28 protein-coding genes are annotated in these 26,608 nt (G+C 75.9%); 11 read left to right on the top strand and 17 right to left on the bottom strand.

Annotation, left to right across the window (positions count from 1 at the left end):
* Nucleotides 1-169 precede the first annotated feature (169 nt).
* Nucleotides 170-379: a hypervirulence associated TUDOR domain-containing protein gene (locus tag AB6N24_RS04275; protein ID WP_412868175.1), complete on the top strand. Its 210-nt coding sequence runs from the start codon at nt 170-172 to the stop codon at nt 377-379.
* A gap of 123 nt (nt 380-502) precedes the next feature.
* Here the strand turns inward: AB6N24_RS04275 and AB6N24_RS04270 are convergent, their stop codons facing one another.
* The 3 genes from AB6N24_RS04270 to AB6N24_RS04260 form a co-directional block, all read right to left on the bottom strand.
* Nucleotides 503-1,078, bottom strand: a complete 576-nt coding sequence (locus AB6N24_RS04270; protein ID WP_412868174.1) for a TIGR03086 family metal-binding protein — start codon at nt 1,076-1,078, stop codon at nt 503-505.
* Nucleotides 1,079-1,144: 66 nt separating this feature from the next.
* The gene (locus AB6N24_RS04265) at nt 1,145-2,059 is read right to left on the bottom strand and encodes a hypothetical protein (protein WP_412868173.1); all 915 of its coding nucleotides are present in this window, start codon (nt 2,057-2,059) and stop codon (nt 1,145-1,147) included.
* Nucleotides 2,056-2,616: a sigma-70 family RNA polymerase sigma factor gene (locus AB6N24_RS04260; protein WP_412868172.1), complete on the bottom strand. Its 561-nt coding sequence runs from the start codon at nt 2,614-2,616 to the stop codon at nt 2,056-2,058. The genes AB6N24_RS04265 and AB6N24_RS04260 overlap by 4 nt, the downstream gene beginning before the upstream one ends.
* 326 nt (nt 2,617-2,942) lie before the next feature.
* Between AB6N24_RS04260 and AB6N24_RS04255 the strand changes: the two genes are divergently transcribed.
* The gene (locus AB6N24_RS04255; RefSeq protein WP_412868171.1) at nt 2,943-3,359 is read left to right on the top strand and encodes a hypothetical protein; all 417 of its coding nucleotides are present in this window, start codon (nt 2,943-2,945) and stop codon (nt 3,357-3,359) included.
* 149 nt (nt 3,360-3,508) lie between these two features.
* Nucleotides 3,509-4,354, top strand: a complete 846-nt coding sequence (locus AB6N24_RS04250) for a class I SAM-dependent methyltransferase (protein ID WP_412868170.1) — start codon at nt 3,509-3,511, stop codon at nt 4,352-4,354.
* Nucleotides 4,355-4,418: 64 nt separating this feature from the next.
* Here the strand turns inward: AB6N24_RS04250 and AB6N24_RS04245 are convergent, their stop codons facing one another.
* The 4 genes from AB6N24_RS04245 to AB6N24_RS04230 are packed head-to-tail and all read right to left on the bottom strand — an operon-like array spanning nt 4,419 to nt 7,341.
* Nucleotides 4,419-5,258 carry a glycoside hydrolase family 16 protein gene (locus AB6N24_RS04245; protein WP_412868169.1) on the bottom strand — a complete coding sequence of 280 codons (840 nt, stop codon included), beginning with the start codon at nt 5,256-5,258 and terminating at the stop codon, nt 4,419-4,421.
* Nucleotides 5,255-6,028: an ArsR/SmtB family transcription factor gene (locus AB6N24_RS04240; RefSeq protein ID WP_412868168.1), complete on the bottom strand. Its 774-nt coding sequence runs from the start codon at nt 6,026-6,028 to the stop codon at nt 5,255-5,257. The genes AB6N24_RS04245 and AB6N24_RS04240 overlap by 4 nt, the downstream gene beginning before the upstream one ends.
* Nucleotides 6,029-6,078: 50 nt before the next feature.
* Nucleotides 6,079-6,942 (bottom strand): alpha/beta hydrolase, encoded by an 864-nt coding sequence (locus AB6N24_RS04235; RefSeq protein WP_412868167.1) that lies wholly within the window; start codon nt 6,940-6,942, stop codon nt 6,079-6,081.
* A 3-nt stretch (nt 6,943-6,945) separates the two neighbouring features.
* The gene (locus AB6N24_RS04230) at nt 6,946-7,341 is read right to left on the bottom strand and encodes a VOC family protein (RefSeq protein ID WP_412868166.1); all 396 of its coding nucleotides are present in this window, start codon (nt 7,339-7,341) and stop codon (nt 6,946-6,948) included.
* A 272-nt stretch (nt 7,342-7,613) separates the two neighbouring features.
* Between AB6N24_RS04230 and AB6N24_RS04225 the strand changes: the two genes are divergently transcribed.
* Nucleotides 7,614-8,402: an endonuclease/exonuclease/phosphatase family protein gene (locus AB6N24_RS04225; protein ID WP_412868192.1), complete on the top strand. Its 789-nt coding sequence runs from the start codon at nt 7,614-7,616 to the stop codon at nt 8,400-8,402.
* 91 nt (nt 8,403-8,493) lie between these two features.
* Here AB6N24_RS04225 and AB6N24_RS04220 read toward each other — a convergent pair whose 3' ends face one another.
* The 3 genes from AB6N24_RS04220 to AB6N24_RS04210 are packed head-to-tail and all read right to left on the bottom strand — an operon-like array spanning nt 8,494 to nt 11,670.
* On the bottom strand, nt 8,494-9,396 hold the full coding sequence (locus tag AB6N24_RS04220; protein ID WP_412868165.1) for an ABC transporter permease: 903 nt from the start codon (nt 9,394-9,396) through the stop codon (nt 8,494-8,496).
* Nucleotides 9,383-10,351 carry an ABC transporter ATP-binding protein gene (locus AB6N24_RS04215; protein WP_412868191.1) on the bottom strand — a complete coding sequence of 323 codons (969 nt, stop codon included), beginning with the start codon at nt 10,349-10,351 and terminating at the stop codon, nt 9,383-9,385. The genes AB6N24_RS04220 and AB6N24_RS04215 overlap by 14 nt, the downstream gene beginning before the upstream one ends.
* A gap of 50 nt (nt 10,352-10,401) precedes the next feature.
* Nucleotides 10,402-11,670: a LolA family protein gene (locus AB6N24_RS04210; protein ID WP_412868164.1), complete on the bottom strand. Its 1,269-nt coding sequence runs from the start codon at nt 11,668-11,670 to the stop codon at nt 10,402-10,404.
* A gap of 95 nt (nt 11,671-11,765) precedes the next feature.
* Here AB6N24_RS04210 and AB6N24_RS04205 point away from each other — a divergent pair, with 95 nt between their 5' ends.
* The 3 genes from AB6N24_RS04205 to AB6N24_RS04195 all read left to right on the top strand — a co-directional run bounded on the left by AB6N24_RS04205 (nt 11,766) and on the right by AB6N24_RS04195 (nt 15,247).
* Nucleotides 11,766-12,419 (top strand): response regulator transcription factor, encoded by a 654-nt coding sequence (locus AB6N24_RS04205; RefSeq protein ID WP_034629455.1) that lies wholly within the window; start codon nt 11,766-11,768, stop codon nt 12,417-12,419.
* Nucleotides 12,416-13,813 carry an ATP-binding protein gene (locus AB6N24_RS04200; RefSeq protein ID WP_412868163.1) on the top strand — a complete coding sequence of 466 codons (1,398 nt, stop codon included), beginning with the start codon at nt 12,416-12,418 and terminating at the stop codon, nt 13,811-13,813. Before AB6N24_RS04205 ends, AB6N24_RS04200 begins: the two co-directional genes overlap by 4 nt.
* A gap of 186 nt (nt 13,814-13,999) precedes the next feature.
* A complete protein-coding gene (locus AB6N24_RS04195; protein WP_412868162.1) occupies nt 14,000-15,247 on the top strand; it encodes an MFS transporter in 1,248 nt (415 codons plus the stop codon).
* 53 nt (nt 15,248-15,300) lie between these two features.
* Here the strand turns inward: AB6N24_RS04195 and AB6N24_RS04190 are convergent, their stop codons facing one another.
* Together AB6N24_RS04190 and AB6N24_RS04185 are read right to left on the bottom strand one after the other, a co-directional pair.
* On the bottom strand, nt 15,301-17,043 hold the full coding sequence (locus AB6N24_RS04190) for an endo-1,4-beta-xylanase (protein ID WP_412868161.1): 1,743 nt from the start codon (nt 17,041-17,043) through the stop codon (nt 15,301-15,303).
* 154 nt (nt 17,044-17,197) lie between these two features.
* Nucleotides 17,198-18,637 (bottom strand): MDR family MFS transporter, encoded by a 1,440-nt coding sequence (locus AB6N24_RS04185; RefSeq protein WP_412868190.1) that lies wholly within the window; start codon nt 18,635-18,637, stop codon nt 17,198-17,200.
* 322 nt (nt 18,638-18,959) lie between these two features.
* Here AB6N24_RS04185 and AB6N24_RS04180 point away from each other — a divergent pair, with 322 nt between their 5' ends.
* The 3 genes from AB6N24_RS04180 (at nt 18,960) to AB6N24_RS04170 (ending at nt 21,357) form a co-directional block, all read left to right on the top strand.
* The gene (locus AB6N24_RS04180) at nt 18,960-19,313 is read left to right on the top strand and encodes a YciI family protein (RefSeq protein WP_412868160.1); all 354 of its coding nucleotides are present in this window, start codon (nt 18,960-18,962) and stop codon (nt 19,311-19,313) included.
* 7 nt (nt 19,314-19,320) lie between these two features.
* Nucleotides 19,321-20,538, top strand: coding sequence for an RNA polymerase sigma factor (locus tag AB6N24_RS04175; RefSeq protein ID WP_412868159.1), 1,218 nt, complete (start codon nt 19,321-19,323; stop codon nt 20,536-20,538).
* Nucleotides 20,539-20,694: 156 nt separating this feature from the next.
* Nucleotides 20,695-21,357, top strand: a complete 663-nt coding sequence (locus tag AB6N24_RS04170; protein WP_412868158.1) for a dihydrofolate reductase family protein — start codon at nt 20,695-20,697, stop codon at nt 21,355-21,357.
* Nucleotides 21,358-21,372: 15 nt separating this feature from the next.
* On the opposite strand, the gene AB6N24_RS04165 is transcribed toward AB6N24_RS04170, so the two are convergent.
* From AB6N24_RS04165 to AB6N24_RS04155, 3 genes are read right to left on the bottom strand one after another with little or no spacing between them, the layout of a single operon-like run.
* Complete coding sequence (locus AB6N24_RS04165) at nt 21,373-22,167, bottom strand: head GIN domain-containing protein (protein WP_412868157.1); 795 nt, start codon at nt 22,165-22,167, stop codon at nt 21,373-21,375.
* Nucleotides 22,168-22,222: 55 nt separating this feature from the next.
* Nucleotides 22,223-22,930: a 5'-methylthioadenosine/S-adenosylhomocysteine nucleosidase gene (gene mtnN / locus AB6N24_RS04160; protein ID WP_412868156.1), complete on the bottom strand. Its 708-nt coding sequence runs from the start codon at nt 22,928-22,930 to the stop codon at nt 22,223-22,225.
* Nucleotides 22,927-23,379, bottom strand: a complete 453-nt coding sequence (locus AB6N24_RS04155; RefSeq protein WP_412868189.1) for an S-ribosylhomocysteine lyase — start codon at nt 23,377-23,379, stop codon at nt 22,927-22,929. Before AB6N24_RS04155 ends, mtnN begins: the two co-directional genes overlap by 4 nt.
* 168 nt (nt 23,380-23,547) lie before the next feature.
* Here AB6N24_RS04155 and AB6N24_RS04150 point away from each other — a divergent pair, with 168 nt between their 5' ends.
* A complete protein-coding gene (locus tag AB6N24_RS04150) occupies nt 23,548-24,789 on the top strand; it encodes an amidohydrolase (protein WP_412868155.1) in 1,242 nt (413 codons plus the stop codon).
* 49 nt (nt 24,790-24,838) lie between these two features.
* On the opposite strand, the gene AB6N24_RS04145 is transcribed toward AB6N24_RS04150, so the two are convergent.
* Together AB6N24_RS04145 and AB6N24_RS04140 are read right to left on the bottom strand one after the other, a co-directional pair.
* A complete protein-coding gene (locus AB6N24_RS04145; RefSeq protein ID WP_412868154.1) occupies nt 24,839-26,158 on the bottom strand; it encodes an alpha/beta fold hydrolase in 1,320 nt (439 codons plus the stop codon).
* Entirely contained in the window at nt 26,155-26,601 is a 447-nt protein-coding gene (locus AB6N24_RS04140) for a DoxX family protein (protein ID WP_412868153.1), read from the bottom strand. Before AB6N24_RS04140 ends, AB6N24_RS04145 begins: the two co-directional genes overlap by 4 nt.
* Nucleotides 26,602-26,608 lie beyond the last annotated feature (7 nt).

Genomic DNA, 26,608 nt, shown 5'->3' with positions numbered 1-26,608 from the left:
TCGGCCCGACACTAGCGGCGCACCTGCGCGGCCGCCCTGGGACGAGGGTCCGGTGCCGACGGGGCACGGGGCCGCTACGCGCGCGGGGGCTGCCGGCGGGCGGCTCCCGCGGTGGCGCCCGGCCGTGGCGCGGTCGAGGCTGGGGTTCTGCCGACGAGGGGAGCACGCGATGGGCGACGACCTGCACAAGGGCGACGAGGTGACGTGGCGCAGCCACGGCTCGACCGTGGAGGGGAAGGTCGAGAAGAAGATCACCGAGGACACCGAGGCGGCCGGGCGCACCGTCCGCGCGTCGAAGGACGAGCCGCAGTACCTCGTGCGCAGCGACAAGACGGGTCGGGAGGCCGTGCACAAGCCGTCGGCGCTCGACGAGGGCTGACGCCAGCGCGACGAGCGCGGCGGTCCCGGGCGAGCCGGCGCTCGACGGTGGCCGGCCGGGCCGACCCGGGGGGCGACCCGGCCGGCGCGGCGGGCGGCTCCGGTCGGCCGGCGGACGTCCTCGTCAGGCCCGGCGGCCGAACAGCGCGAGGAGCCGCGTCTGCTGGTCGGCGTCGTCCTGCACGTCGAGCGGCCCGGCGAACACCGGCCCGGGACCGAGCTCGTCCGTGCGGTCGGACCACTCGACGAGCAGCCGGTCGACGGTCGCGGGATCCATGTCGTCCTCGACGCCGAGCCCGCGCGCGAGGTCCCAGCCGTGCACCGCGAGGTCGGTGAGCATCTCGTCGAGGTAGTCGTGCGCCGCGGTGGGCCCCCGGCTGAGGTCGACGGTCCGGCCCAGCGCGCCCGGCTCCTCGAACGCCGCGAGCGAGGCGGCGACCGCGGCGTCCCAGGCGGCGACCGGGTCCGCGCCGAGCACGTCGCCGTCGAAGCGGTCGCCCACCTCGGCAACGGTCCGGCCCGCGAGGAGCTCGGGCGCCCACAGCTGCTCGGACGTCAGGTGGTTCACGAGGTCGCGCACCGTCCACTCGCTGCACGGCGTGGACCGCTGCCACGCCGGGTCGTCAGGCGGCCCCACGCGGTGGACCAGTCGGGAGAAGCGTTCGGCGTTGACCCGGTGCAGGCTCAGCAGCTCGTCCATGGCACCAGCCTGCTCCCCGCGCGCGGTGCCTGCACGCGAGCGACCGTCCCCGCCGCTCGCGCGCCGTCACTCGCCGCACGAGTACCCGCCGCTCAGCGACGTGACCACGTGCTCCGCGGCGCCGTCGACCACGTCCGTCATGAAACGGATGCCCTCGCGGTCGCCCTGCTCGGTGAACCAGAGCCGGACCTCCGGACCGGGCCCGGCCGACAGCGGCCCTCGGAGCCCCGGGTAGGCCGCCTGCAGCGTGCTGAGCGGGTCGCCCCGACGTACGCCCTCGGCGGTCCGGAGGTCCACGGTCGTGAGGTCGTCCCGAGGCGGGACGCTGAGGTCCGTGAGGTAGCTCGGGGTGACCCAGCCCGCCACGTACGGCGGCACGGGGGTGCGCGCGTCGTCGTCGGTGCGCACGATCAGGGCGAAGTCTCCCCAGGAGAGGTAGGCGCCCGGCCGGCGGTTCGTCGAGCACGCGAACCCGCTCGCCGTGACGAGTCCCTGCACCTCGGTCCCGCTCTCGTCCTGCGGCGGTCCGCCGAAGAGCTCGCTGAGGTGCGCGACGACCGGAGCGGCGTCGGCGTCCGGCCCGAAGCCGGCCACGCTGCCGCCCGGCCCGAGCTCGAGCACCGGGGTGACGGGCGGCTCGGGCGTCACCGGCGGGTCCGGCGTGGCGGTCGGCTGCACCGCCGTCGGTGTCGGGGTCGATGTCGGGGTCGGCGTAGGTGCGGCCGACCGGGTCGTGGACGGGGTGGGGGACACTGCCGGGAGCGCCTGCTTGCGGTCGGGGAGCCCGTCCAGGAGGGCGGACCCGCCGACGGCGAGCGCGACGGCCGCGACGGCGGCGCCCGAGCCCCAGAGCGCCCAGCGCCGGCGCACGCGCGCCGCGAGGGTGCGTGCCTGCGTGGTGGGGTCCGGCGAGGCCTGCACGACGGCGCGCCCCTCGTCGTCCCCGAACTCCTCGAGCAGCGAGCGCAGGTCCCGGGTCATCGCCCGCTCCTCTCGTGACGCGCGGCGACGGGCACCGTCGGCTCGTCTCCCTCGGCGGGCCAGGACACGGCGTCGTCCCCGAGGACCGCCCGCAGGGTCTTCGTGCCGTCGGACAGGTACCGCTTGACCGCGCCCTGGCTCACCCCGAGGCCTGCGGCGACGTCGGCCACCGTGAGGTCGTCGATGTACCGGAGCACGATGCACGCCCGCTCGCGTGCCGGCAGCGCGGCCAGCGCGGACCGGACGTCGACCCCGGTCACCGCGGTCTCGTCCGGCGACCGGCGGGTGTCCGCCTCGCGGAGCAGGTGCGCCTTGTCGGTGCGCGTGCGGCGACGGCGCAGGTCGTCGAGGAACGCCGTCCGCATCGCGCTGCGCACGTACGCCTCGGCGTCGTGCACGTCGCTCAGGGAGCGGCGGCGCGCGAAGGTGCGGACCAGCGCCTCCTGGACCAGGTCGTCGGCCTGCCGGCGGTCGAGCGTGAGGAGGCAGGCGTACCCGACGAGGGCCACCCGCCGGGTACGCACGACCTCCTCGAGCAGATCGGACCACTGCGCCACGTCGACCCCTTCCCCGAGCGCGCACGGCGTCGCGCTGTCCCCCACGTCAACGTCCCAGCGTGCCGGAACGTTGGGTGCCGGGCCGGAGGTGACGGGCCGACGCCCTCCGTCCGGCGTCGGGGGAGCCCGCGGCGCGGGGCACCCGCCCGGACGCGGGGCACCCGCCCGGACGCGGGGCACCCGCCGGGACCCGGGGCCACCCGCCCGGACCCGGGTCGCTCGCCGGGCGGGGGGCCGGGACCGCGCCGTACGGTGGTGTCTCGGCCGTCGCGCGGACTCGGGAGGCACCCATGGGATCGGTCAGGCTGCGACACCTTCCGGCCCGGGTGGCGATCGGTGCGTACGTCCTCGACTCCGGGCTCGGCAAGCGGGGCGTCGACGCGGAGACGGCCGCGGGCCTGCACGGCATGGCCGCACAGGCCTACCCGTTCCTCGCCGACGTCGACCCGCGGACGTTCGTCCGGGCGCTCTCGGCCGCGGAGATCGCGCTCGGTGCCGCACTCCTGCTCCCGGTCGTCCCGACGGGCCTTGCTGCGGCGGGCCTCGCCGGGTTCTCGGGCGGTCTCGTCGGGCTGTACCTCAAGACGCCGGGCATGACGCGCGAGGACGGCATCCGGCCCAGCCAGGAGGGCATCGGTCTCGCGAAGGACGTGTTCATGCTCGGGAGCGCCGTCGGGCTGCTCCTGGACGTGGTGGGGGAGCGCGCGCGGGCCGCCGTCCCGCGCCTGCGTCGTTCGCGCTGACGCCGACCCTCGTAGGAGCCGGCTCGGGCCGTCCGCCCGGCGGTACCGCGCACGCGCTCGACGACGCCCTCGGTATCTGCGGTCCTGCCCCGGGCTCCGCACAGGTGACCCCCGCCCGGCGTGCGGGGGCACCGACGAGGAGGACGGATATGACGGAGATCGTCGACGCGACGGACGCGGACCGCGCGCTCAAGGCCCGGCACCGGGCGATGTGGGCGCTCGGTGACTACCCGGCGGTCGCGAGCGAGGTCGTCGGCGGCCTCGGGCCCGCGCTCGTGGACGCGTTGCGGGTCGGGCCGGGGGAGCGGGTGCTCGACGTCGCGGCCGGGTCGGGGAACGCGTCGCTGCCCGCGGCGCTCGCGGGCGCGCGGGTGGTCGCTTCGGACCTGACCCCGGCGCTGCTCGAGGCGGGCCGGCGCGCGGCGGACGGTCGCGGGCTCGACGTCGAGTGGCGCGAGGCCGATGCCGAGGCGCTGCCGTTCGCCGACGGCGAGTTCGACGTCGCGCTCTCGTGCATCGGGATCATGTTCGCGCCGCACCACTCCCGGGCGGCGGACGAGCTCGTGCGCGTCGTCCGTCCCGGTGGTCGCGTCGGGGTGCTCAGCTGGACGCCCGAGGGCTTCGTCGGGCAGATGTTCGCGACGATGAAGCCCTACGCGCCGGCGTCCCCGCCCGGCGCGCAGCCGCCTCCGCTGTGGGGGCGCGAGGAGCACGTGCGGGCGCTGCTCGGCGACGGGGTGGACGACGTGGTGGTCGAGCGACGCACGCTCACGGTGGACCGGTTCGCGGCCCCCGAGGACTTCCGGGACTTCTTCAAGGCGTGCTACGGCCCGACGATCGCGGTGTACCGCGCGATCGGGGACGACGCCGAGCGGGCCGCGGAGCTCGACGAGGCGCTCGCGGCCCTCGCCGCCGGCCACGCGCGCCAGGCGGACGGCGCGACGGTCATGGACTGGGAGTACCTGCTCGTCACCGCGCGCCGGTCGCGAGGCTGACCGGTCGGGGCCGGCGGGCGGGTGGGCGCTGCTCGTTCACGTGACGGTCAGCCTGCTCCGCCCGTCAGCCTGCTCCGCCCGTCAGCCCGCTCGGCCCGTCCGCCCGCCGGTACCCGCGCACGTGCTCGACGACGAAGTCCTTGGGCCACGGCCCGGGCGGCGGGCCGCCGTCGGCCGCCGGGAACGCGTACACGTTCAGCATGAGCTGCATCGGGTACGCGGGGGACTGCGCGACGCGCGTGACGTGCACGCCGTCGACGAGGAAGTCCACGTGCTCGGGCGTCCAGTCGACCGCGTAGGTGTGCGCCTCGCGCGCGTCGATCGCGACGGGCTGCGCGGCGAACTCGTCCACGATCGTGGGGTCGCCGAACGGGTGCACGCCCATCCCGACGAGCGCCCGGTCGGGGCGGACGTCCCGGCCGAAGATCTCCGCGACGCAGATCTCCGCCGAGCGCTCGGGGGAGTCCTCGACGCCGATCATCCACAGCGCGACCATCGCCGCGGGGTCGTCGGTCGCACGGGCGCGCATCTCGACCCAGCCGTACTGCGGGGTCCAGAGCCGCTGCTCCTCCTGCGCCTCCCGCACGACCGCGTCGGGGTGGAACCGGTGCTGCCCGACGCGGCTGCCGACGGGGCCCGAGAGCACCCCCGTCTGGAGCGAGGACACGCGTAGCTGCCCGTCGAGGTCGGGGCACCACGGCGGCTGGTCCTCCTCGACCCGGAGCCGCAGGGTGCCGTCCCCGAGCGCGTACCGGGCGGCCGACGCCGCGCGCGAGCTCCACTGCGGGAGGTAGTGCGGGACCCACCGGGCGGGGTCGAGGTCGGGGCCCTCGAAGGTGTCCTCGAACTCGAGCTCGTAGCCGTCGCGGTCGGGCGGGCCGCCGCGTGCGGGCCCCGGGCTCACGTGCGGTCCCGCGCCCACGGCACCTCGGAGAGCGTCCGCCCGGTCTCGACGAACGTCTTGAGGTTGGACAGCACCGCGGCCCAGCCGGACGCCGCCTCGCGGCGGTCCTCCTCGGTCAGGTCGACGTGCGTGACCGTGAGCCGGGTGATCGTGCCGTAGCGCGCGACGTCGAACGTGACGCGCGAGGAGCCCTCGACGAGGTCCGCGCCCGGCAGCGCCCACGTCGTCACGAGCCGGTGCGGGGGCTCGCTCTCGAGCACCGTGCCGACGACGTCGGCGGTCCCGCTGCCGTCGGTGCGCCGGTGCTCCCAGCCCGAGCCGACCTGCCAGTCGGACACGTTGCTGTGGCCCCAGTACCGCGCGGTCAGGTCGGCGTCGGTGAGCGCCTCCCAGACCCGCTCCGGGGTCGCGTCGATGTAGGTCACGTACACGAACGCCGGCGTCTCGGCCATGGCGTCCTCCGCTCGTCGTCGTAGGTCGCTGAGGGCCCGCAGGCGCGGGCGCTCGAACTTGTCGATCCACCGCTCCTGGAGCTCGTGGAGGGGGACCGGGTTGAGGTAGTGCAGCCGGGTCCTGCCCTGCCGCACGGTGCTGACGAGGTTCGCGGCCTCGAGCAGGTCGAGGTGCTGCGTCACGGACTGCCGCGCCATCCCGGTGCCGTCGGCGAGCTCGCCGAGGGTCTGACCGTTCCGCTCGTGCAGCCGGTCGAGCAGCAGGCGGCGGGTGCGGTCGGCGAGCGCCTTGAACACGTCGTCCCCGTCGTCGGTCACGATTCACGTTATGCAGGTAAATACCTGCACGTCAAGGATCCCGCGTCGGTTCAACGGGCGCCGAAGAACGCGGCGAGCGCCGCGGCCAGCGGGCCGGGCGCCTCCTCGGCCACGTGGTGCCCCGAGTCGATGCCGTGACCCCGGACGTCGCGCGCCCAGTCCCGCCAGATCCCCAGTGGGTCCCCGTAGAGCTGCTCGAGGTCGTCGCGCGTCGACCACAGCACGAGCAGCGGCGGCTCGACCCCGCGCCGCGCGGCCCGGTCGGCCTCCTCGTCGCGCCGGTCCACCGTGAGCCCGGCGCGGTAGTCCTCGAGCATGCCGCGCACGACCTCGGGGTCCCGCACCGCCGCGCGCCACTCGGCGTGGTTCTCGTGCCCCATGACCTCGGGGTCGCCGCGGTACCAGGCGTCCGGGTCCGCGGTGATCACCCGCTCCGGGAGCTCGGGCTGGGCGTAGAAGAACCAGTGCCACCAGGCGGTCGCGAACCGGGCGTCCGCGCGCGCGAGGTGCTCGCTGATCGGCAGGCAGTCGAGCAGTGCGACGCGGTCCACGACGCCCGGGTGGTCCAGCGCGAGGCGCAGCGCGGAGTAGCTGCCGCGGTCGTGCCCGGCGACGCAGAACCGCTCGTGCCCGAGCGCCCGCATCACCGTGAGCAGCCGCTCCGCGACCGCACGCTTGGCGTGCGGCTCGTGCCCCGGCGCGGGACGCGGCTTCCCGGAGCGCCCGTACCCGGGCAGGTCCGGGCACACGACCGTGAACCCGCGGTCGACGAGCAGGGGCGCGACGCGGTGCCACGTGGCGGACGTGCGCGGGTGGCCGTGCAGCAGCAGCACCGCGGGGCCGCTCCCGCCGTGACGCACGAGCAGGTCCACGTCACGGGCGGGGACCCGGTCCTCCGCGAAGCCCTCGAACACGGCTCAGTCGCGCGGGCTCAGCACGCAGAACTCGTTGCCCTCGGGATCGGCGAGCACGACCCACGAGACGTCGCCGGCCTGCCCCACGTCGGCCCGCGTCGCGCCGAGCGCGAGCAGCCGCTCGACCGCCTCGGCCTGGTCCTCGCCGGCGCGGGGCGCGAGGTCGAGGTGCAGGCGGTTCTTGACCTGCTTGCGCTCGGGGACCTGCACGAAGCACAGACCGGGTCCCCGCTCCTCGACCGGGACGTCCCGCGCCCCGTCGAGCGCGTGCGGCGGCACGATCATCGACTCCTCGTCGTCCTCGTAGGCGACGACCCAGTCGAGCACCTGCGCCCACCACGCGGACTGCGCCCGCAGGTCGGTGCAGTCGACCACCACGGAGTACCAGCGGACCGGCATGGGCGTGCTCCTCGTCGTCGGGCTGGTGCGCGCGCCGCGGGCCTCCCGTGGACGCGCGCTCCGTCGCCCCCTGTCTACCGGCGCCCACCGACACCGCGCAGCCCGGAACCCGCGCAGCCCGGACGGCGCGCAGCCCGGCTACCCCGCAGCCCGGCCACCGCGCAGCCCGGGACCCCCGCCCGGCACGCCGCGGGCCTGGCGGGTTCCGGACCTCGCACCCGCCGCACCTTCCTCCGGCGGGCCGGCGTTCCTACGGTGGGCGGGTGCGGCTCATGACGTGGAACGTGTGGTGGCGCTTCGGCGGTCCGGCGTGGCGGGCACGCCAGGAGGCGATCGGGGCGGTCGTCGAGGCGGTCCGTCCGGACGTGCTCGGGCTCCAGGAGGCCTGGCGTGCGGACGGGCGCTCGCAGGCCGACGTGCTCGCCGCTCGCCTCGGGCAGCACGCCGCGTTCGTGCCGATCTCGGTCCCGCCCGTGCCCGAGCCGGCCGAGCACCCCGAGCAGGTGGGCGTCGAGATGGGCGTCGGGCTCGTGAGCCGCTGGCCGGTCCGCGAGGTCGCCCGGCACGTGCTCCCGGCGCAGCACCGGGAGCCGCCCGCCGCGCTCGTCGCGACTCTCGACCACCCCGTGGGCCCGCTGCACGTGGTCGTCGCGTGCACCGAGTGGGAGGTCGACCGCGCGGACGACCACCTCGCGCAGACCCGGGCGCTCGCGGGCCTGCTCACGGACCCGGGCCTCGACGGCGACCTCCCCGTGCTGCTCCTGGGCGACCTCAACGCCGGCCCGGGCGCGCCCGAGCTCGCGCCGCTCGACGCGGTCGCGACGGACCTGTGGACCGCGGGCGGAGGGGACCCGGACGCCGTGACGCTCAGCTCCGCGGTGCCGTTCGCACCCCTCGAGGCCGTCAAGCAGATCGACCGCCGGATCGACCACGTGTACGCACGCCCGGGAAGCCCGGGGGGCCCGGTCCGCGCGCACGGGAGCGTGCTCGCGGGCGCGGCGGAGGTCGACGGCGTGCTGCCGTCGGACCACTACGCGGTCGTGACCGACCTCGACGCGTGAGGCCCGGCGGCGGCCCCGACCGGCCACCGGGCGAGGAGCGCGCTCGCCCCGCAGCCGCCGGGGCCGACCCGCGGGCCGCCGCGTGCCGGCGTCAGGACGAGACGTCGGCCGTCGTGAACCGGGCCCACGCGAGCGAGCCGAACACGACGACCCACGCGCCCTGCACCGCGAGCCCCTGCGCGAGCACGTCCCAGCCGACCTCGACGCGCAGGAACTCCGCGAAGTCGAGCCAGTGGTGCGTGAGCAGCCCGCCGTGGATCGCGGAGAGCTGCGGGAGGGTGTCGAGCACCGCCGAGACGATCGCGACGACGACGGTGGCCGCCATGGCCCCGACCGGCACCTCGGTGAGCGTCGAGAGGAACAGCCCGACGGCCACGAGCCCCGTCATGGAGAGGGCGACGTACGCGACGACACCGGCCATGCGCCCGATGCCGGTGCCGAGCGGGATCGTCGACCCCGACAGCAGCGCCATGTCGTCGAGGCCGAAGTACGCCGCACCCGTCAGGAACGCGACCACCGCGATCGCGAGGACCGCCGCACCCGCGAACGCGAGCGCGCCGAGCGCCTTGACGCCGAGCAGCCGCGTCCGCGAGACGGGCACGGTCAGCAGGTAGCGCAGCGTCCCCGCGGACGCCTCGCCCGCGACGGCGTCGCCCGACGCGATGCCGATGGTGAGCGGCAGCAGGAACGGCAGGCACAGGAACAGCGCGGCGACCACGAGGAACAGCCCGTTGCCCGTCACGCGCCCCACGAAGCCGGGACCCTGCCCGCCGAGCGCGGAGTCCTGCGTCACGAGCAGCACGGTGCCGAGCAGCAGCGGGACGGCGGCGAGCCCGGCGAGCAGGACCTGGTTGCGGCGCCGGCCGAAGACGAGCCGCAGCTCGCTGCGCATCAGCCGTGCCCACGCGCCGCGCCGGTGCGCGACCGAGACGGGCGCCGCGGCCGGTGCGGCGGCGGGCGGGTCGACGAGCCCGAGGGCCTCAGCGTGCGACATCGAAGCCCTCCCCGGTCAGCTCCACGAAGACCTGCTCGAGGCTCGGGCGCGTGACCTCGAGGCCCACGAGGTCGAGCCCTGCGTGCACGATCGCCGCCGAGATCTTCTCGGGCGGCGTGCTCGCGAGCAGCGCGCGCAGGGTCGGCCCGTCGGTCGTGACCTCGGTGAGCCCGAGGCCCGTCAGGACCTCCGCGACGGCGCCGACGTGCGCGAGCGACGTCGTGACGCCCACGTGCGCGGTGCCGCGGTCGGTCAGCGCCTGGCGCTCGCCCTGCAGCAGCAGGTGGCCCCGGCTCATGATCCCGATGTGCGTGCACACCTGCTCGATCTCGGCGAGCAGGTGCGAGGAGACGAGCACGGTCGTGCCGGCGTCGGCGAGCTCGCGCACGAGGTGGCGGACCTCGCGTGTGCCCTGCGGGTCGAGCCCGTTGGTCGGCTCGTCGAGCACGAGCAGCTCGCGGGGGCGCAGCAGCGCGGCGGCGAGCCCGAGGCGCTGCTTCATCCCGAGCGAGTACTGCCGGTACGGCTTCGCGGCGGCAGCGGAGAGCCCGACGCGCTCGAGCGCGTCCTCGCTGCGCCGGCGGGACGTGCGCGGGTCGGCCGTCGCGTCGCTCGCGTCGAGGCGGGCGAGGTTGGCCCGCCCGGTGAGGTAGGGGTGGAACGCGGGTCCCTCGACGAGCGCACCGACGCGGGGGAGCACCGTGGCGCCCGCCTCCGGCATCGCGCCGTCGAGCAGCCACGCCCGCCCGCTCGTCGGCCGCACGAGGCCGAGCAGCATCCGGATCGTCGTCGTCTTGCCCGAGCCGTTCGGGCCGAGGAACCCGTACACCGAGCCGCGCGGCACGCGCAGCCCGATGCCGTCGACCGCGACCTGACCCGAGCGGAAGCGCTTGGTCAGGCCGTCGGTCCGCACCGCGAGGTCGTGGTCGCCGGGCGTGCCGCCGACGGCGGGCAGCTGTGCGCTGCCCGCCGTCGCGGTCACGTCGGACGCCACGGTCGTCCCCGTCACGCCATCCCGCGCAGGACGTCCGCGGGAACGGCCCCGGCGAAGACGCGCCCGTCGGTCGTCACGAGCACGCTCAGCAGCGACGAGCTCAGCAGCCGGCCCTCGGGGACCTCGGTCGTGAGCTGGTCGTAGAGCGCGCTCGTGTCGAGGTCCGGCACGCCGTGCTGGCCGTTCTCGTCGGTCGGCGCGAACTCCTGGATGAGGTCCTGCGCGCTCTCGGAGCCGAAGCTCTTCCCCGCGCCCGGGACGCTCGTGAGCGCGGCCGGGTCGCCCGCGACGAGGTTCGCGACGTCGAGCCCGGTGACCTCGGTGACCGACTCCCAGCCGGTGCCCGTGACCGTGACGCCCGGGGGCAGCTCCTGCGCGTCCTTCGCGGACGGCACCTGGGCGAGGTCCGCGGCGCTCGGCAGCGGGACCTCGACGTCCTTGACGCTCGCACCCGCCGGGGCGGAGAACGCGAGCACCGCGTCGTCGGGTGCCTCGAACGCGACGTCGGTGAAGCCGACCTCGAGCGCCGGGGCGTCCTCGTCCTGCGTGCTCCACACCTGCACGCGCAGCGGCGTCGACGTCTCCGCGTCGACCGCGACCACGGTGCGGGCGATCAGCGTCTCCGCGCCGGCCTTCGGCGTCACGACGAGCTGGTACGCGTCCCGCCCGGCGACGGTGAGCTCGGAGTCGAGCGTCACCGACGAGAACTGCTCGGCCTGCGCCAGGACGTGCCCGGCGACCTCGTCGGGCGTCGGCAGCTCGCCGGCGACCTCGGGGAGCGTCCCGGCGCGCGCCTGCTCGGCGAGCGCGTCGTAGCGGGCCTGGTCCTCGGCGCTCAGCGCGTAGTGCACGACCTCCTCGTCGGAGCTCGAGTAGGTCCACGCCTCGGCGCCGTCACGCACGACCGAGTACTCGGAGACCGACCCGAGCAGCGAGACGCGCGAGCGCTCCGACCCGTCGGTCCACACGCGCAGCGTCGAGCTGCCGCCGAGCAGCGCGATCGGGTCCGCGCCGCCGACCTCGCCGAACGGGATCTCGGGGAGCCCGAGGCGCGCGGTGTAGACGAGCGTGCCGCTCATCGGGACGGGCTCGGCGGCGGCGACGGAGCTGATGAGCTCGGCCGGGGTCACGTCGGGCAGGCCCTCGGCGCCCGCGGAGGCGAGCAGCGGGGGTGCGACGAACGCGCCGGCGACGGCCACGGCGGCGACCGCCGGGACGGCCCAGCGGGCGCGCTGGGAGAAGGAGCGGGGGGTGCTCGAGGGCTCGGTCGTCTCGGTCATGGCTCCACTGTGCGCCCCGGTGGCTGAGGGCGCGCTGAGAGGGGCTGAAGCCCGGCGGTGGGGACCCGGGGGGCGGGCGGTGGGATGCTCCTCCTGTGCGGGTCCTGGTGGTCGACGACGAACGCGGGCTCGTGCGCGCCCTGCACCGCGGGCTCACGGCGGAGGGCTTCGCGGTCGACGTCGCGTTCGACGGCGCGACCGGGCTGCACCTCGCGACCGAGAACGAGTACGACGCGATCGTGCTCGACATCATGCTGCCGCGCCGCAACGGCTACGACGTCGTCACGGACCTGCGTGCGCTGGGCGTCTGGACGCCTGTGCTGCTCCTGAGCGCGAAGGACGGCGAGCACGACGTCGCCGACGGCCTCGACGTGGGGGCCGACGACTACCTGACGAAGCCGTTCTCCTTCGTGGTGCTCGTGGCCCGGCTGCGCGCGCTCGTGCGCCGCCCTGCGCACGCCCGGCCGGCGGTCCTGCAGGTCGGCGACGTGGTGCTCGACCCTGCGACGCGCGTCGTGACCCGCGCGGGCGAGGTCGTCGCGCTCACGACCCGCGAGACCGCGCTGCTCGAGTACCTCATGCGGCACGCCGACCGGGTCGTCGGCAAGGTCGAGCTGCGCGACCACGTGTGGGACGGGTCGGGGGAGGACCTCAACGTCGTCGAGGTCTACGTCGGGTACCTGCGGCGCAAGCTCGGGCGGGACGTCGTCGCGACCGTGCGCGGTGCGGGGTACCGCGCGGCCGGATGACGGGGACGAGGGCACCTGGGGCCGAGCCTGCGCCGGCCCGCGGGCCCGGGCGCTGGTCGCTGCGCCTCCGGCTCACCCTGCTGACCTCGGGCGTGCTGTGCGCGGGCCTCGCCGCCGGCGCGCTCATCCTCACGAACGTGCTCTCGGTGAGCCGCGTCGACGCGCTCGACTACATCGCGCGCGACCGCGCCCTCACGGTGGCCACGCTCGTGGGCGACGACCGGCTGCCCGAGGCGCTCCCGGTCGGCGAGCCGGGCGAGCTCGTCCAGCTCCTCGACGCGGACGGCGCGGTCGTCGCGTCCTCCCCGAACGCCAGCCGCACGCTCCCGGTGCTGCCGCCGGACGCGGTGCGGGGCCTGCGCTCGGAGGCGGCCGCGACCGGCGACGTCGTCGTCACCGGGACCGACCGCAGCGCCTACGACGGGGACGCCCGGGTCGCCGTCCTCGCCGAGACCTACCGGGGCTCCCCCGTGACGGTCGTCGCGACCGTGCCGCTCGCGGAGGTGCGCGGGCTGCTCGACGCCCTCCGGCTCGCGCTCGTCGGCGTCGTCCCGGTCCTCACCGCGCTGCTCGCGGTCGTGATCTGGACGGTCCTCGGGCGTGCGCTGCACCCCGTCGAGCAGCTCCGGCAGGCGGCCGCGCAGGTCGCCCGCACCGGGGGCCCGGGCTCGCTGCCCGTCCGGCGCGCGCACGACGAGCTCGGTGCCCTGACACGCACGCTCAACGAGATGCTCGACCGGCTCGAGGTCGCCGCCGCGCGGCAGCGCACGTTCGTGGGCGACGCCGCGCACGAGCTGCGCTCGCCGCTCGCGTCCCTGCGGACGTCGATCGAGGTGGCCCGTGCGCACCCCGACGCCTACAGCGGCGCCGAGCTCGCCGAGGACCTCGAGGGCGAGGTGCTGCGCATGCAGGCGCTCGTCGACGACCTCCTGCTGCTCGCACGGGTCGGCTCGACGCGCGCCGAGCGCGTCGAGCTCGACCTCCTCGACGTCGTGCGGGGCGCTGCCGAGGCGTCGGGTGCGGTCGCGGCGCGCACCGACGTGCGCCTCACCGTCACCGGCGCCGGCCGCGCGCACGCCGACCCCGCGGCGGCGCTGCGCGTCGTGCGCAACCTGCTCGACAACGCCGTGCGGCACGCGGCGGGGCACGTCGCGGTCACGGTGGTGGACGGCGCGGTCACCGTGGAGGACGACGGCGCCGGCATCCCCGCGCCGGACCGCGAGCGCGTCTTCGAGCGCTTCGTGCGGCTCGACGACGCCCGCGAGCGCGAGGCGGGCGGCAGCGGCCTCGGGCTCGCCATCGCGCGCGAGGTCGCGCGCGAGAACGGCGGCGACGTGGAGCTCGGGGACGCAGCGCTCGGGGGCGCGCGCGCGGTCCTGCGGCTGCCGCGCTGAGCCCGGGGCGCCGCGCGTCCGGGGTGTGCGACGCCGGTGCCGGGTGGCGTGCGACACCGGCGCCGGGCGGGGTGCGACGCCGGTGCCGGGTGGCGTGCATCACCGGCGCCGGGCAGCGACGCGGCGTGCTCGCGACCGGCGCCACCGCGCTGCGACCGGCGGGGTGCCGGGCGAGACTGACGGGTGATGAGCACCACCCGCCGCGCGCCGGCCTTTCTCGACCGCCGGTCGCTCGCCGGGGTGTACCTGCCCGCGCTCGTCTTCCAGGTGGGCATCGGGGCGGCCGTGCCGATGGTCGCCGTGACCGCGTCCCAGCGCGGCGCGTCGCTCGCGCTCGCCGGGTTGCTCGCCGCGATGGTCGGCGTCGGCCAGATCCTCGGCGACGTGCCCGCGGGCTGGCTCGCGGCGCGCGTCGGCGACCGCCGGGCGATGCTCGTCGCCTCGGGCGTCGCGGCGCTCACGCTCACGGGCGCGGCGCTGTCCCAGGACCTGCTCGTGCTCGCCGTGTCCGTGCTCGGGACCGGTGCGACGGCGTCGGTCTACCAGCTGGCCCGGCAGTCGTACCTCACGGAGATCACCCCGGTCGAGACCCGTGCCCGGGCGCTGTCGACGCTCGGCGGCGTCAGCCGCATCGGGCTGTTCCTGGGGCCGTTCGCCGGGGCGCTCGCGGTGCACCTCGGCGGGACGTCCGCGGCGTTCGGCCTCGCGGTGGCCACCGCGCTGCTCGCCGGTGCCGTCGTGCTCGCGGTGCCGGACGCCGCGGGGGCCGAGACGGTGCGGCGGCGCACCGCGGCCCGGGTCCCGGTGCGCGCGGTGCTGCGCCAGCACCGGCGCGTCCTGACGTCCCTGGGTGTCGGGGTGCTCCTCGTCGGCGCGGTGCGAGGCGCCCGCCAGGTCGTGCTGCCGCTGTGGTCCGAGCACCTCGGGCTCGCGCCGGCCACCACGAGCCTCGTCTTCGGGCTCTCCGGCGCGGTCGACATGCTGCTCTTCTACCCCGCGGGCCACGTCATGGACCGGCGCGGGCGGCTGTGGGTCGCGATCCCGTCGATGCTGGTGATGGGCGTCGCGCTGCTGCTCCTGCCGCTCGCCGGCACGCTGCCCGCGCTCGCGGTCGCCGCGATGGCGCTGGGTCTCGGCAACGGCATCGGCTCGGGGCTGCTCATGACCCTCGGCGCGGACGTCGCGCCGCCGGCTGCCCGGTCGCAGTTCCTGGGGGCGTGGCGGCTCCTGCAGGACTCCGGCGTCGCCGCCGGTCCGCTCGTCGTCGCCGGGGGAGCGGCGCTCGGCAGCCTCGCGCTCGGCGTGGCCGCGACGGGCGGGCTGGCGCTCCTCGCGGCCGTCGCGCTCGGGGTCACGGTGCCGCGCTGGTCGCCGCACGCGAACCGGCGCACGCGCGAGGCCGCGGGGCTCGCCCGGGACGGGACGCCCGCCTGACGTCCGGGGGACCCGGGCGGGTCGGTGCACGCCCTCGGGGGGCTGCCCCGGCCTCAGTCCAGCCGCGCGGGGTCGACGAGACCCCAGTACGCCGGCTTCGCCTGCAGGTCCCCGTCGAACAGCAGGGGCGCCTCGTAGGGGCGTTCGGTCGGCCAGGCGCGCAGCCAGCTCCGCGCATCGTAGAGCCCCCAGACGCTCAGCGACGAGACGGCGCCGGGGTGGCGCCGGAACGCGGCGAGCAGGTCCTGGTAGTACCGGCCCTGCTCGTCGAGCCGCTCGCGCGGGGTGTGGTCGAGCGCCTCGTCGGGCGACTCCGCGATCGCGACGTCGAGCTCGGTGACGGCCTGCCGGACGCCGAGGTCCTCGAACGTCGCGATCGTGTCCTCGATGCGCGAGACGGGGACGCCGAGGTTCACGTGCATCTGGTGGCCCACCCCGTCGACCGGCACGCCCTCGTCGAGCAGCCTCCGCACCACGTCCGCCGCGGCCCGCCGCTTCGCCGCTCCCTCGGTCCCGTAGTCGTTGAGGTACAGCACCGTGTCGGGGCCGAAGGCCTCGCGGGCGATCCGGAACGCGTGCGCGACGTACTCGGGGCCGAGCACCGCGTACCACTGGTTGCGGCGCAGGCCGTCGTCCTCCTCGGGGTCGATGGCCTCGTTGACGACGTCCCACGTGCGGACCGGGTTCGCGTCGCCGTAGCGCTCCCGGAGGTGGTCCGCGACCGTCCGGACGTGCGCCTCGAGCCGCGCGAGCAGCAGCGCCTGGTCCTCGGGGCTCTGCCCCAGCTCCCGCCCGTCGGCGGCCCGGAAGAACCAGTCCGGCGTCGAGCGGTGCCACACGAGGGTGTGACCGTGCACGGCGAGCCCGTGCTCGACGGCGAAGTCGAGCACCTGGTCGGCCTGCTCGAACGTGAACTCGCCCTCGTGGGGCTGCAGGCTCGTGGGCTTGAGCGCGTTCTCGGGCGTGATGGTCGAGAAGTGCCGGGTCAGGAGCTCCGCGGGCGCGCCGTCGAGGTCCTGGCGCCCGACCGCGGTGCCGACCGGGAAGTCGCCCGCGAGGGCGTCGCGCAGCGCGGGGACGTCGGTCTGCACGGGGGGTGCCTCCTTGGTCACGGTCACGTCGTCGACGAGCACGTCGGCGAGCGTGCCGGTCGACTCGACGTAGAGCTCCGGGTGCTCCGAGCCCTCGGGCAGCGTGTACGCGGTGCGCAGCTCGACCCAGGCGTCGGTGCCGACGGGCGTGTGCACGAGGTGGTCGTAGACGCGCTCGCCGTCGGCGTCGCGCCGGACGGTGAGCTGGAGCTCGTCGGCCCCGCCGCCGGCGGCAGCCTCGTCGCCGGACTCGCCGGACTCGCCGGACTCGCCGGACTCGCCGGACTCGCCGGAGTCGTCGTCGCCTGAGTCCCCGGCGGCCGGCTCCGCACCCCCGGAACCCGGCGCGAGGCGGACCCACACGGAGAGCGTGTGCTCCGTCCCGGCGGTCAGGACCCCCTCGAGCCCGAGCAGGGCACCGTTCCACGCCTCCGTCCGCCCGCTCACGAGCAGGCTCGACGCGCCGCTGCGGGCGTCGCCCTCGCGCGTCGTGACCTCGGCGGTCCCGAGCCCCTCCCAGCCGTCGGTGCCGTCCTCGAACTCGCTCGACAGGACGGTGCTGACGCGCTGGGGTGCGGCGGAGGTGGCGGGTGCCGCGGCCGTCGGCTCGGGCTCCTGGCTCGGCGAGAGCGGCCCTGCGAGCAGGACCACGACGAGGACGAGGGCGCCGGCCGCGAGGACCAGCGCAGGGATGAGGCGTCGCACGACGGCGCAGCTCCCCCCGGTCGGTGGCACGTCGGTGACCCCACCGTAGGCAGACGGACGCCACCCGGAGCAAGCGCGTCACGGCTCCCGAGCGGGAACCGTGACGCACCGCACACGGGTGGCGTCCGCTACGTCTGCTACGTCCGGGTCCCGGTCAGTGCGCCCCGACGGGTGCCGACCCGGCGTCCACCGCTCCCCGGTCGGTCTTCGGCACGCGCACCGCGAACGCCGCCGGGATCGCCAGGACCGAGATCACGGCACCGACGAGGAACGCGGCGTGCACCCCGCCCGCCATCGCCGTGACGGGTCCCGCCCCGGTCTCGGTGAGCGACGCCGCCTGCGCGGTGAGCACGGTGACGAACAGCGCTGTCCCCGCGGCGCCCGCGACCTGCTGGACGGTGCCGACCATCGCGCTGCCGTGCGAGTACAGGTTCGGCGTGAGCGAGCCGAGCGACGCGGTGAACAGCGGCGTGAACATGAGCGCGAGCCCGATGCTGAGCACGACGTGCCCGGTCAGCAGCAGCCACGGCGAGCTCTGCTCCCCGAGCGTCGCGAGCAGCCACGCGGCGACGCTGACGATCGTCGCGCCCGGCACGAGCAGCACGCGCGGCCCGAACCGGTCGTACGCGCGCCCCACCGAGGGGGCCAGGAACCCCATGAGCAGGCCGCCCGGCAGCATGAGCAGGCCCGTCTGCAGCGCCTCGAGGCCCAGCACCTGCTGCGCGTAGAGCGGCAGCAGGATGATCGTGCCGAACAGCGACATCATGCTGATCGCCATGAGCACGATCGCGACGGTGAACACCGGGGAGCGGAACGTGCGCAGGTCGAGCAGCGCCGCGTCGGTCCGCTGGAGCACGAGCTGGCGCGCGACGAACAGCGCGAGCGTCACGAGCCCGACTCCCAGCGCGGTCCACGCCTCGCCCGCCCCGCCGCCCGCCGCCGACTCGCCGACGCGGCTCAGGCCGTACACGATCCCGCCGAACGCGAGCGCCGACAGGATCACCGAGAGCACGTCGATGCGGGCCTCGCGCGGCGTCGTGAGGTTGACCAGGCGCGCCGCCCCGAGCGCGAGCGCGCCCACGGCGATCGGGAGCACGAGGCCGAACAGCCACCGCCAGTCGAGGACGCTGAGCACCACGCCGGAGATCGTCGGGCCGAGCGCCGGGGCGACCGAGATGACGACGGAGATGTTGCCCATCGTGCGACCGCGGCTCGCGGGCGGGGTGACGGTCATGACGGTCGTCATGAGCAGCGGCATCATGATCGCCGTCCCGCCCGCCTGCACGACCCGGCCGAGCAGGAGCACCTCGAACCCGGGCGCGAGCGCGCAGACGAGCGTCCCGATGCTGAACAGGCCCATCGCCGCGAGGAACGCCGCGCGCGTCGTCGTGCGCTGCAGCACGAAGCCCGTGATCGGGATGACCACGGCCATCGTGAGCATGAACGCGGTCGTGACCCACTGGGCGGCGCTCGCCGTGATGGCGAGGTCCTCCATGAGCCGCGGGAGCGCGACCCCCATGACGGTCTCGTTGAGGATGACGACGAACGCCGACACGAGGAGCAGCGAGACCGCGGTGCGGTCGCGGGCCGTCATCCGGTCGGGGGCGGGGTCGGACGGGTCGGTGGGCCCGGAGGCGCCCGGTAGGGCGTGCGGGGCCGGTTCGGTCCGGGTCTCGGTCACAAGTCACACCTGTCGCTGGGGAGGAACGGGGACGCGCGGCGTCGCGCAGAGCGCACGCGCCGGTGGTGCGGCGCGGGCGGGGGAGCGACCAGTGTGCTCGCCCCCACCGACACGGGTCGACCTGATTCCGGGCGAGAACTCATCGGTCGCCGCACGTCGATCTCGGGGCCGGCCGTTCGTGTAGAAGGTGAGAGGCCGGCGCAGGGCCGGCCGAGATCCCCAAGGAGGGGTTCCCATGACGCAGTACCTCCTCAGCGTGATGCAGCCCGACGGCCCGCCGCCCGAGCCGGAGGTCTTCGCGCCGATCATGGCGGCGGTCGAGGCGCTCGACGCCGAGCTCCGTGCCGCCGGGGTCTGGCTGTTCACGGGCGGCCTGCACGACGCGAGCACCGCGACGGTCCTGCGGGCGAAGGACGACGACGTGCTCGTGACCGACGGCCCGTACCTCGAGGGCAAGGAGCACCTCGGCGGCCTCACGGTCATCGACGTGCCGGACCTCGACGTGGCGCTCGACTGGGGTCGCCGGATGGCGCAGGCGACCACGCTCCCCGTGGAGGTCCGCCCCTTCCAGTTCGCGCAGGGGCGCTGACCGCCGCATGACCACGATCGGCCTCGCGGACGTCGAGCGCGTGTTCCGCGAGGAGCACGCGCGGGCCGTGGCCGTCCTGACCCGCGTCCTCGGCGACCTGGACCTCGCCGAGGACGCGGTGCAGGACGCGTTCGCCACCGCCGTCGAGCGCTGGCCCGTGACCGGCCTCCCGCCCAGCCCGGCGGGCTGGATCCTCACGACCGCGCGCCGCAGGGCCATCGACCGGATCCGGCGCGAGTCGAGCCGCGCGGACCGGCACGCGCAGGCCGCCCTCCTGCACGCCCCGTCCGAGCCCGTCGAGGAGGGCCCCGTGCGCGACGACCGGCTCCGCCTGGTGTTCACCTGCTGCCACCCCGCGCTCTCCCCGGCGGCGCGCGTCGCGCTCACGCTGCGGATGGTCGGCGGGCTCACGACCGCCGAGATCGCCCGCGCGTTCCTCGTCGAGGAGCAGACGATGGCGCAGCGGCTCGTGCGCGCCAAGGGCAAGATCCGCGACGCCCGCATCCCGTACCGGGTCCCCGACGACGCGGAGCTGCCCGACCGGCTCCGCGCGGTGCTCGCGGTCGTGTACCTCGTGTTCACCGAGGGGCACACCGCGAGCGCGGGCGACGCCCTCGTGCGGGCCGACCTGTGCGCGGAGGCGGTCCGGCTCGCCCGGCTGCTCGCCGAGCTCATGCCCGACGAGGAGGAGGTCGCGGGCCTGCTCGCGCTGCTCCTGCTCGTCGACTCCCGCCGCGCCGCCCGGACCGCGCCCGACGGCTCGCTCGTCCCCCTCGCGGAGCAGGACCGGAGCCGGTGGGACCAGGCGCTCGTCGCCGAGGGGCAGGAGCTCGTCCGGTGGTGCCTGCGCCGCGGGCGCCCCGGGCCGTACCAGCTGCAGGCGGCGATCCAGGCGGTGCACGCCGACGCGCCGGACGTCGCCTCGACCGACTGGGCGCAGGTGCTCGCGCTCTACGACCACCTGCTCGCGCTCACGGGCTCACCCGTCGTCGCGCTCAACCGGGCGGTCGCGCTCGCGGAGGTCGAGGGCCCGGAGGTCGCGCTCGCGGCCGTCGACCCGCTCGGGCTCACGACGTTCCACGTCTTCCACGCGGTCCGCGCCGACCTGCTGCGCCGGCTCGGTCGCGGCGGCGAGGCGGTCGCGGCGTACGAGGCGGCGCTGGACCGGTGCGCCAACCAGGGCGAGCGGGCGTTCCTCGTGCGGCGCCGGGCCGAGCTCGCCTGAGCGGGCCGCGGCGAGGACCGCGGGGAGACGGCGGCGACCGGCGGACCGGGTGATCCCGGTGCCCGGGTGTCGCGCAGCCGGGGTCACCGATGAGTTCCGCGCGTCTGCCCGGTCTTCCCGGTGTCCGCCGCCCGAGCCCCGAGGAGGCAGGTCCCCGTGCCGCTGCTGCGTGTCCACAACCTCGCGATGTCGCTCGACGGCTACGTCGCCGGCCCGCACCAGGGCCGGGAGCACCCGCTCGGCGTCGGCGGCGAGCGCCTGCACGACTGGCAGTTCGCGACGCCCTCGTTCCACGGCGGCGAGGGACGCGACGGCGACACCACGCGCGAGCGGGGCGTGGACGACGACTTCGTGCGCCGCGGCGAGACGGGGATCGGCGCGACGCTCATGGGCCGGAACATGTTCGGTCCGGTGCGCGGCCCGTGGCCCGACGAGTCGTGGCGCGGCTGGTGGGGGCCGAACCCGCCGTTCCACCACCCGGTGGTCGTCCTGACGCACCACCCGCGCCCCGCCCTGACGATGGAGGGCGGGACGACGTTCCACTTCGTCGACGACCCCGACGCGGCGCTCGACCTCGCGTCCGACCTCGCGGGCGGCCGCGACGTCCGGCTCGGCGGCGGCGCCCGCACGGTCCAGCTCTACCTGCGCGCCGACCGCGTCGACGAGCTGCACCTGGCGGTCGTCCCGCTCTTCCTCGGCGCGGGCGAGCGGCTGTTCGACGACCTCGGCGGCGGACCGACGGGCTTCACGTGCGTCGAGCTCGTGAGCTCACCGGCGGTCACGCACGTGCGCCTGGTCAGGGCCGGGCGGGAGGGATGAGCCGGGGAGCGGGCCTCACGACCCCTCGCGCACCGACCCCGAGCCGTCGACGTCCGACGTCACCCGTGCGCCGCCGGTGTGCGTGACCGACCCGCTCCCGGACACGCTCGCGTCGAGCGTCCCGGTGACGTCCACGACGGCGTCGCCGGATCCCTCGACCGCGACCGCCGCCTCACGCGTGCGCAGCGCCGCGGCGTCGTAGCCCCCCGAGCCGGCGACCGTGACGCGCTGCACCTCGGCCGCGCCGGCGAGCGTGATGCGGCCGGACCCCTGGTTGCTGGCGTCGAGCTCGTCGACGTCGACGCCCTCGACGTCCACGTCGCCCGACCCCTCGACCAGGACCGCGAGCTCGTCGCCGGTCGCGACCTCGCCGTCGACCTGCACGCCCCCCGAGCCCTCGACCCGGATCGCGTCGAGGTGGTCGACCACGAGGCGGTACTCGACCACGCCGGTGCGCGACCAGCCCGGCCGGTCGTCGTGGTCGAGCACGAGCACGCCGTCGCGGACCTCGCTCGTGAGCTGCGCCAGCACGTTGCGGCCCGCGGTGACCGTGAGCGACGGCTCGTCGCCGTGCTCGACCACGAGCGTCCCCGACGTGGAGAGCTCGACGGCCGTGACGCCGTCGGCCGGGCGCTCCTCGGTGGTGGACGGACCGAACGCGGCGGCCCCGCACCCCGTGAGCAGGAGCAGGGCACCGACGGAGGTGACGGCGAGCACGGGACGCAGCGACATGGGTGACCTCACGATGAGCACGCGGCCCGGGACGTCCGGGCCGTGCACCACGCTCGCACCGGTCGGGGGCCGGGTCATCGGGTACGTCCCTGACCCGGCCCCTGAACGGCCCCTGAGGCCCGGCGGCGGCGCGTCAGTCGCGCGGGACGACCCGGTGCAGCGCGGCGAGCACGACGCTCGCGGACCGCTGCGCGGCGTCGTCCACGTGCGTGAGGAAGTCGTCGTTCGCCGCGGGACCGCACAGGTCGGAGATCCCGCGCACCGAGAGGAACGGGACCCCGTAGAGGTGGCAGGTCTGGGCGAGCGCCGCGGTCTCCATGTCGGTCGAGAGCGCGTCGGGGAACGACGCCCGGACCGCGTCCACGAGCGAGGCGTCGATGAACGCGTCACCCGAGAGCATCGTGCCCGCGCGCACCGTCAGGCCGTCGTGCGGGACGCCGAGGGTCGCCTCGAGGAGCGCCTCGTTCGCGACGAACCGTGCCGGCATCCCGGGAACCTGCCCGAGCGCGTACCCGAAGGCGCGCGCGTCGGCACCCGAGTACACGAACTCGGTGCCGACCACGACGTCGCCGACCCGGACCTGCTCGCCGATGCCGCCGGCGCTCCCCGCGCTGATGACGACGCTCGGGCGGGTCCCGCTGATCGCGACGGCCGCGGCGGTCGCCGAGCTGACCAGCCCGATGCCGCACTGCACGAGCAGGACCCCGCGGCTCTCGACCGACAGGACCCGGTGCAGCGCGTGCCCGACCTGGGCGACGGGCCCGACGAAGTCGGCGCGCTCGACGAACGCCTCCGCCTCGTCGGCCATCGCGGTCACGACGACCGCGTCGACCGCGATCACGCGGTCACCTGGCTCCACCCGTCGCGGGCGGCGAGGAACGTGCGGGCCGCCTCCTGCGCGCCCTCGAGCGTGTGGTTCGCGCCCCAGCCGCACTGCACCTCGTTCGCGGCGGGGACCTCGGTCGCCCGCGTGACGTCCTCCAGCGTCTCCTGGACCAGGCCCATGGCGGCCTCGGGCTCCCACTCGCCCTCGAGGATCAGGTAGAAGCCGGTCTGGCAGCCCATCGGGGAGAAGTCGATGACCTGCGTCGAGTGGTTGCGCGAGTGCTCCGCGAACAGGTGCTCGAGCGAGTGCACGACCGGCATCTCGAGGTGGCCCACGTTCGGCTGCGTGAAGCGCACGTCGAACTTGCTGAGGACGTCGCCCGCGGGCAGGACCTTGCGGTCCGCGAGGCGGACGTAGGGCGCGGCGACGGTGCGGTGGTCGAGGTTGAACGACTCGACGTTCATGCGGGGCTGGTTCACGGTCGGCCTTCTCGTCAGGACGGGCAGGGGTTGCCTCATTGTGTCGCACGCGTCCGTCACGGCGTCGGCGTGCTCGTGCCCGCTGCTCGTGCCGCCACGGTGGGCGCGGCCGCCGACCTGCCCGCGCCTCCCGCCGGGGCTAGCGTGCTGGGCATGGTCCACCGCAGCGCGAGCACCCCGTCCGTCGTCGCCGTCACCGGCGGGTACGTCGTCCCCGTCTCCTCCGAGCCGCTCGACGGGGGCACGGTCCTCATCGAGGACGGGCGCATCGTCGCCGTCGGGCTCGACGTCGCCGTCCCGGACGGCGCGCACGTGGTCGACGCGACCGGCCGCTGGGTGCTGCCCGGGTTCGTCGAGGCGCACGGGCACGTCGGCATCTGGGAGGAGGGCGAGGGCGTCGCGGGGGACGACGTCAACGAGATGACGGGCCCCGACATGGCGGCGGTGCGCGCGGTCGACGCCGTGAACATCGACGACGAGGGCTTCCGCGACGCGCTCGCGGGCGGGGTCACGTCGGTGGTCGTGAAGCCGGGGTCGGGCAACCCGATCGGCGGGCAGACCGTCGCGCTCAAGTCGTGGGGCGGCCGGACGATCGACGAGCAGGTCCTCTCGGCCTCGGTGAGCGTGAAGTCCGCCCTGGGCGAGAACCCCAAGCGCGTGTACCGCGAGAAGGGTCAGACGCCCTCGACCCGCCTCGGGGTCGCGAAGGTCATCCGCGAGGCGTTCGTCAAGGCGCAGCACTACGCCGCCGCTCGGGCCGCGGCCGCCACGAAGGGCGAGCCGTTCGCGCGCGACCTCGGCCTGGAGACGCTGGTGCGGGTGCTCGACGGCGAGCTCGCGTGGGACCAGCACTGCCACCGCCACGACGACATCGCGACCGCGATCCGCCTCGCCGACGAGTTCGGGTACCGGCTCGTCGTCAACCACGGGACCGAGGGCCACAAGATCGCCGACGTGCTCGCCGAGCGCGGCATCCCGGTGATCTACGGCCCGATGCTCACCAACCGGTCGAAGGTCGAGCTGCGCGACCGCGGCATCGAGCACCTCGCGACGCTCGCCGCCGCGGGCGTGCGCGTCGCGATCACGACCGACCACCCCGTCGTGCCGGTCAACTTCCTCGTGCACCAGGCGACGTTCGCGGTCAAGGAGGGGCTGCCGCGCACGACCGCCCTCGAGGCGCTCACCGTCAACCCGGCGGCGATCCTCGGGCTCGACGAGCGGGTCGGGTCGCTGCGCCCGGGTCTCGACGGTGACGTCGTGGTCTGGTCCGGGGACCCGCTCGACGTGCACTCCCGCGTCGAGCACGTCCTCATCGAGGGCGTGGGCGTCTACGCGTGGGACGACGCCGCGCAGGCCGGGCGGGTCGTCGAGCGGCGCGAGCGCCTCGCCGGGTGAGCGCCGGTCGCCCGTGCCGGGGCGGCGCCCGGCCGCGGCCCCCCGCGGGTCAGCGTCCGGTGACGCTCCACCGGCCGGCCGCGAGGTCCAGCAGGCGCGGCAGGATCACGTCGCCCGCGACGCGCAGGCCGTCGTGCAGGAACTCGTTGGTCACCCACACCTGGGTCGCCCCCACGCGCGACGCCGTGTCGAGCGCGAGGTCGAGGTCGACGTAGGGGTCGTCGTAGTACTGCGCGGCGGCGACGGGGACCTCGTTCGACGCGATGCGCTCGGCGTCGTAGAGCGCGGGCCACGACGTGCGCCCGGCGAGCTCCTCGGCGACCGCCCGGAACGGCCGCAGCGAGCCGATCTGCTCGTACATCCACGGGAACATCGCCTCGCCGGTCAGCAGGAGCGGCCGGGCGCCCGGCGCGAACGCGTCCCACCGCTCGTGCTCGGCCTGCGCGGCCCAGCCGCCCCTGCGCTCGCCCTGGTGGTAGATGACCTCCTGGAGCACCGCATACAGCGGGTTGTCGACGAACGACGTCCCGTGCGCGAGCGCCGCGAGGAACGGGTCCGCGAGCTCGCCGGTGGTGTCGAGCGCGGTGTCGAGGAGCCAGTGCAGCGCGTCGACGCCGGTGCTCATGCCCAGCGGCATCCCGAGCAGCTGCAGCCGCTCGACGGTGAGCAGGTCGCCGTCGGGCAGATGGACGTCGCCGGCGGACACGCGGTCGGCGACCCGGCCGAGCAGCGCCACGTCCCCGGGGTACCGGCGCGCGAGCTCGCGGTTGCGGGCCGCCTGTCGCGGGTAGGTGCGCGCGTAGGTCTCCTCGGCGGTCGCGGTCAGCGGCGGCAGGCCTCCGGTCACGAGGCACTCGGTGAGCGCCTCGGGGTGCCGGGACAGGTACGCGAGCGTGACGAAGCCGCCGTAGGACTGCCCGAGGGTCGCCCAGCGCCGCCCCCCGTAGACGGTGCGCCGCACGTGCTCGGCGTCGGCGACGACGGCGTCGGCGCGGAAGCACGCGAGGTAGTCCGCGGCCTCCGCAGGGGTCCCGAGGGCGGCCACCTCGCGGGCCGCGACACGCGTCGAGCGGCCGGTCCCGCGCTGGTCGAGCAGGACGACCCGGTGCGTCGCGAGCAGCGTCGTCCACCAGCCGCTCCCGAGCGGCCGCGGGCTCGCACCGCCCGGCCCACCCTGCAGGAACAGCAGCAGCGGGAGGTCGTCCCCGGCGCGGCGCGGGTCGACCAGCTCGCGCGCGAACACCTCGATCGGCGCGTACCGCTCGGGCGCGGACCAGTCGACGGGGACCGCGACGCGGTGCTCGCGCACGACGAGGCCGGGGACGGGGTACTGGGTCGTCGTGGGCGCGGGTGCGCTCGACGCCGTCATCGGGTGGTGCCCGACGTGACCTGGGCGGCAGGTGCGGCGGCCGCAGCGGTGCGCGCCCCCCGGGCGACCGCGAGCGCCCAGCCGACGAGCGGCACCTGGAGCGGCAGCCGCCCCCACGCGACGACCCGCCGCGTGGTGATCCCCGGTGCTCCGCGGCGCGTGCGGAGCGCCATCGTGACGTTCCCCGGGAAGACGGCGACGAGCAGGGCGGCCGTCGCGAGCGCCCCGGCGCTCCGGGTGCGGGCGGGGACGAGTGCCGCGGCGCACACGAGCTCGGCGACGCCGCTGCCGAGGACCCAGGCACGCGGGTTCCCGAGCGGGCGCGGGATCAGCGGCTCGTAGACGCGTGGCACGACGAGGTGCAGCACGCCCGAGAGGGCGAGGACCGCGCCGAGCACGGCGGCGGACGCGGGGGAGGCCGGGCGCGGCCGGGAGGGGGTCATCGGTCCA

Source organism: Cellulomonas jepli, from assembly GCF_047229345.1.
Classification (GTDB): domain Bacteria; phylum Actinomycetota; class Actinomycetes; order Actinomycetales; family Cellulomonadaceae; genus Cellulomonas_A.
The sequence above is the reverse complement of the archived record's forward strand: the minus strand, read 5'-3'. Positions and strand labels throughout refer to the sequence as shown.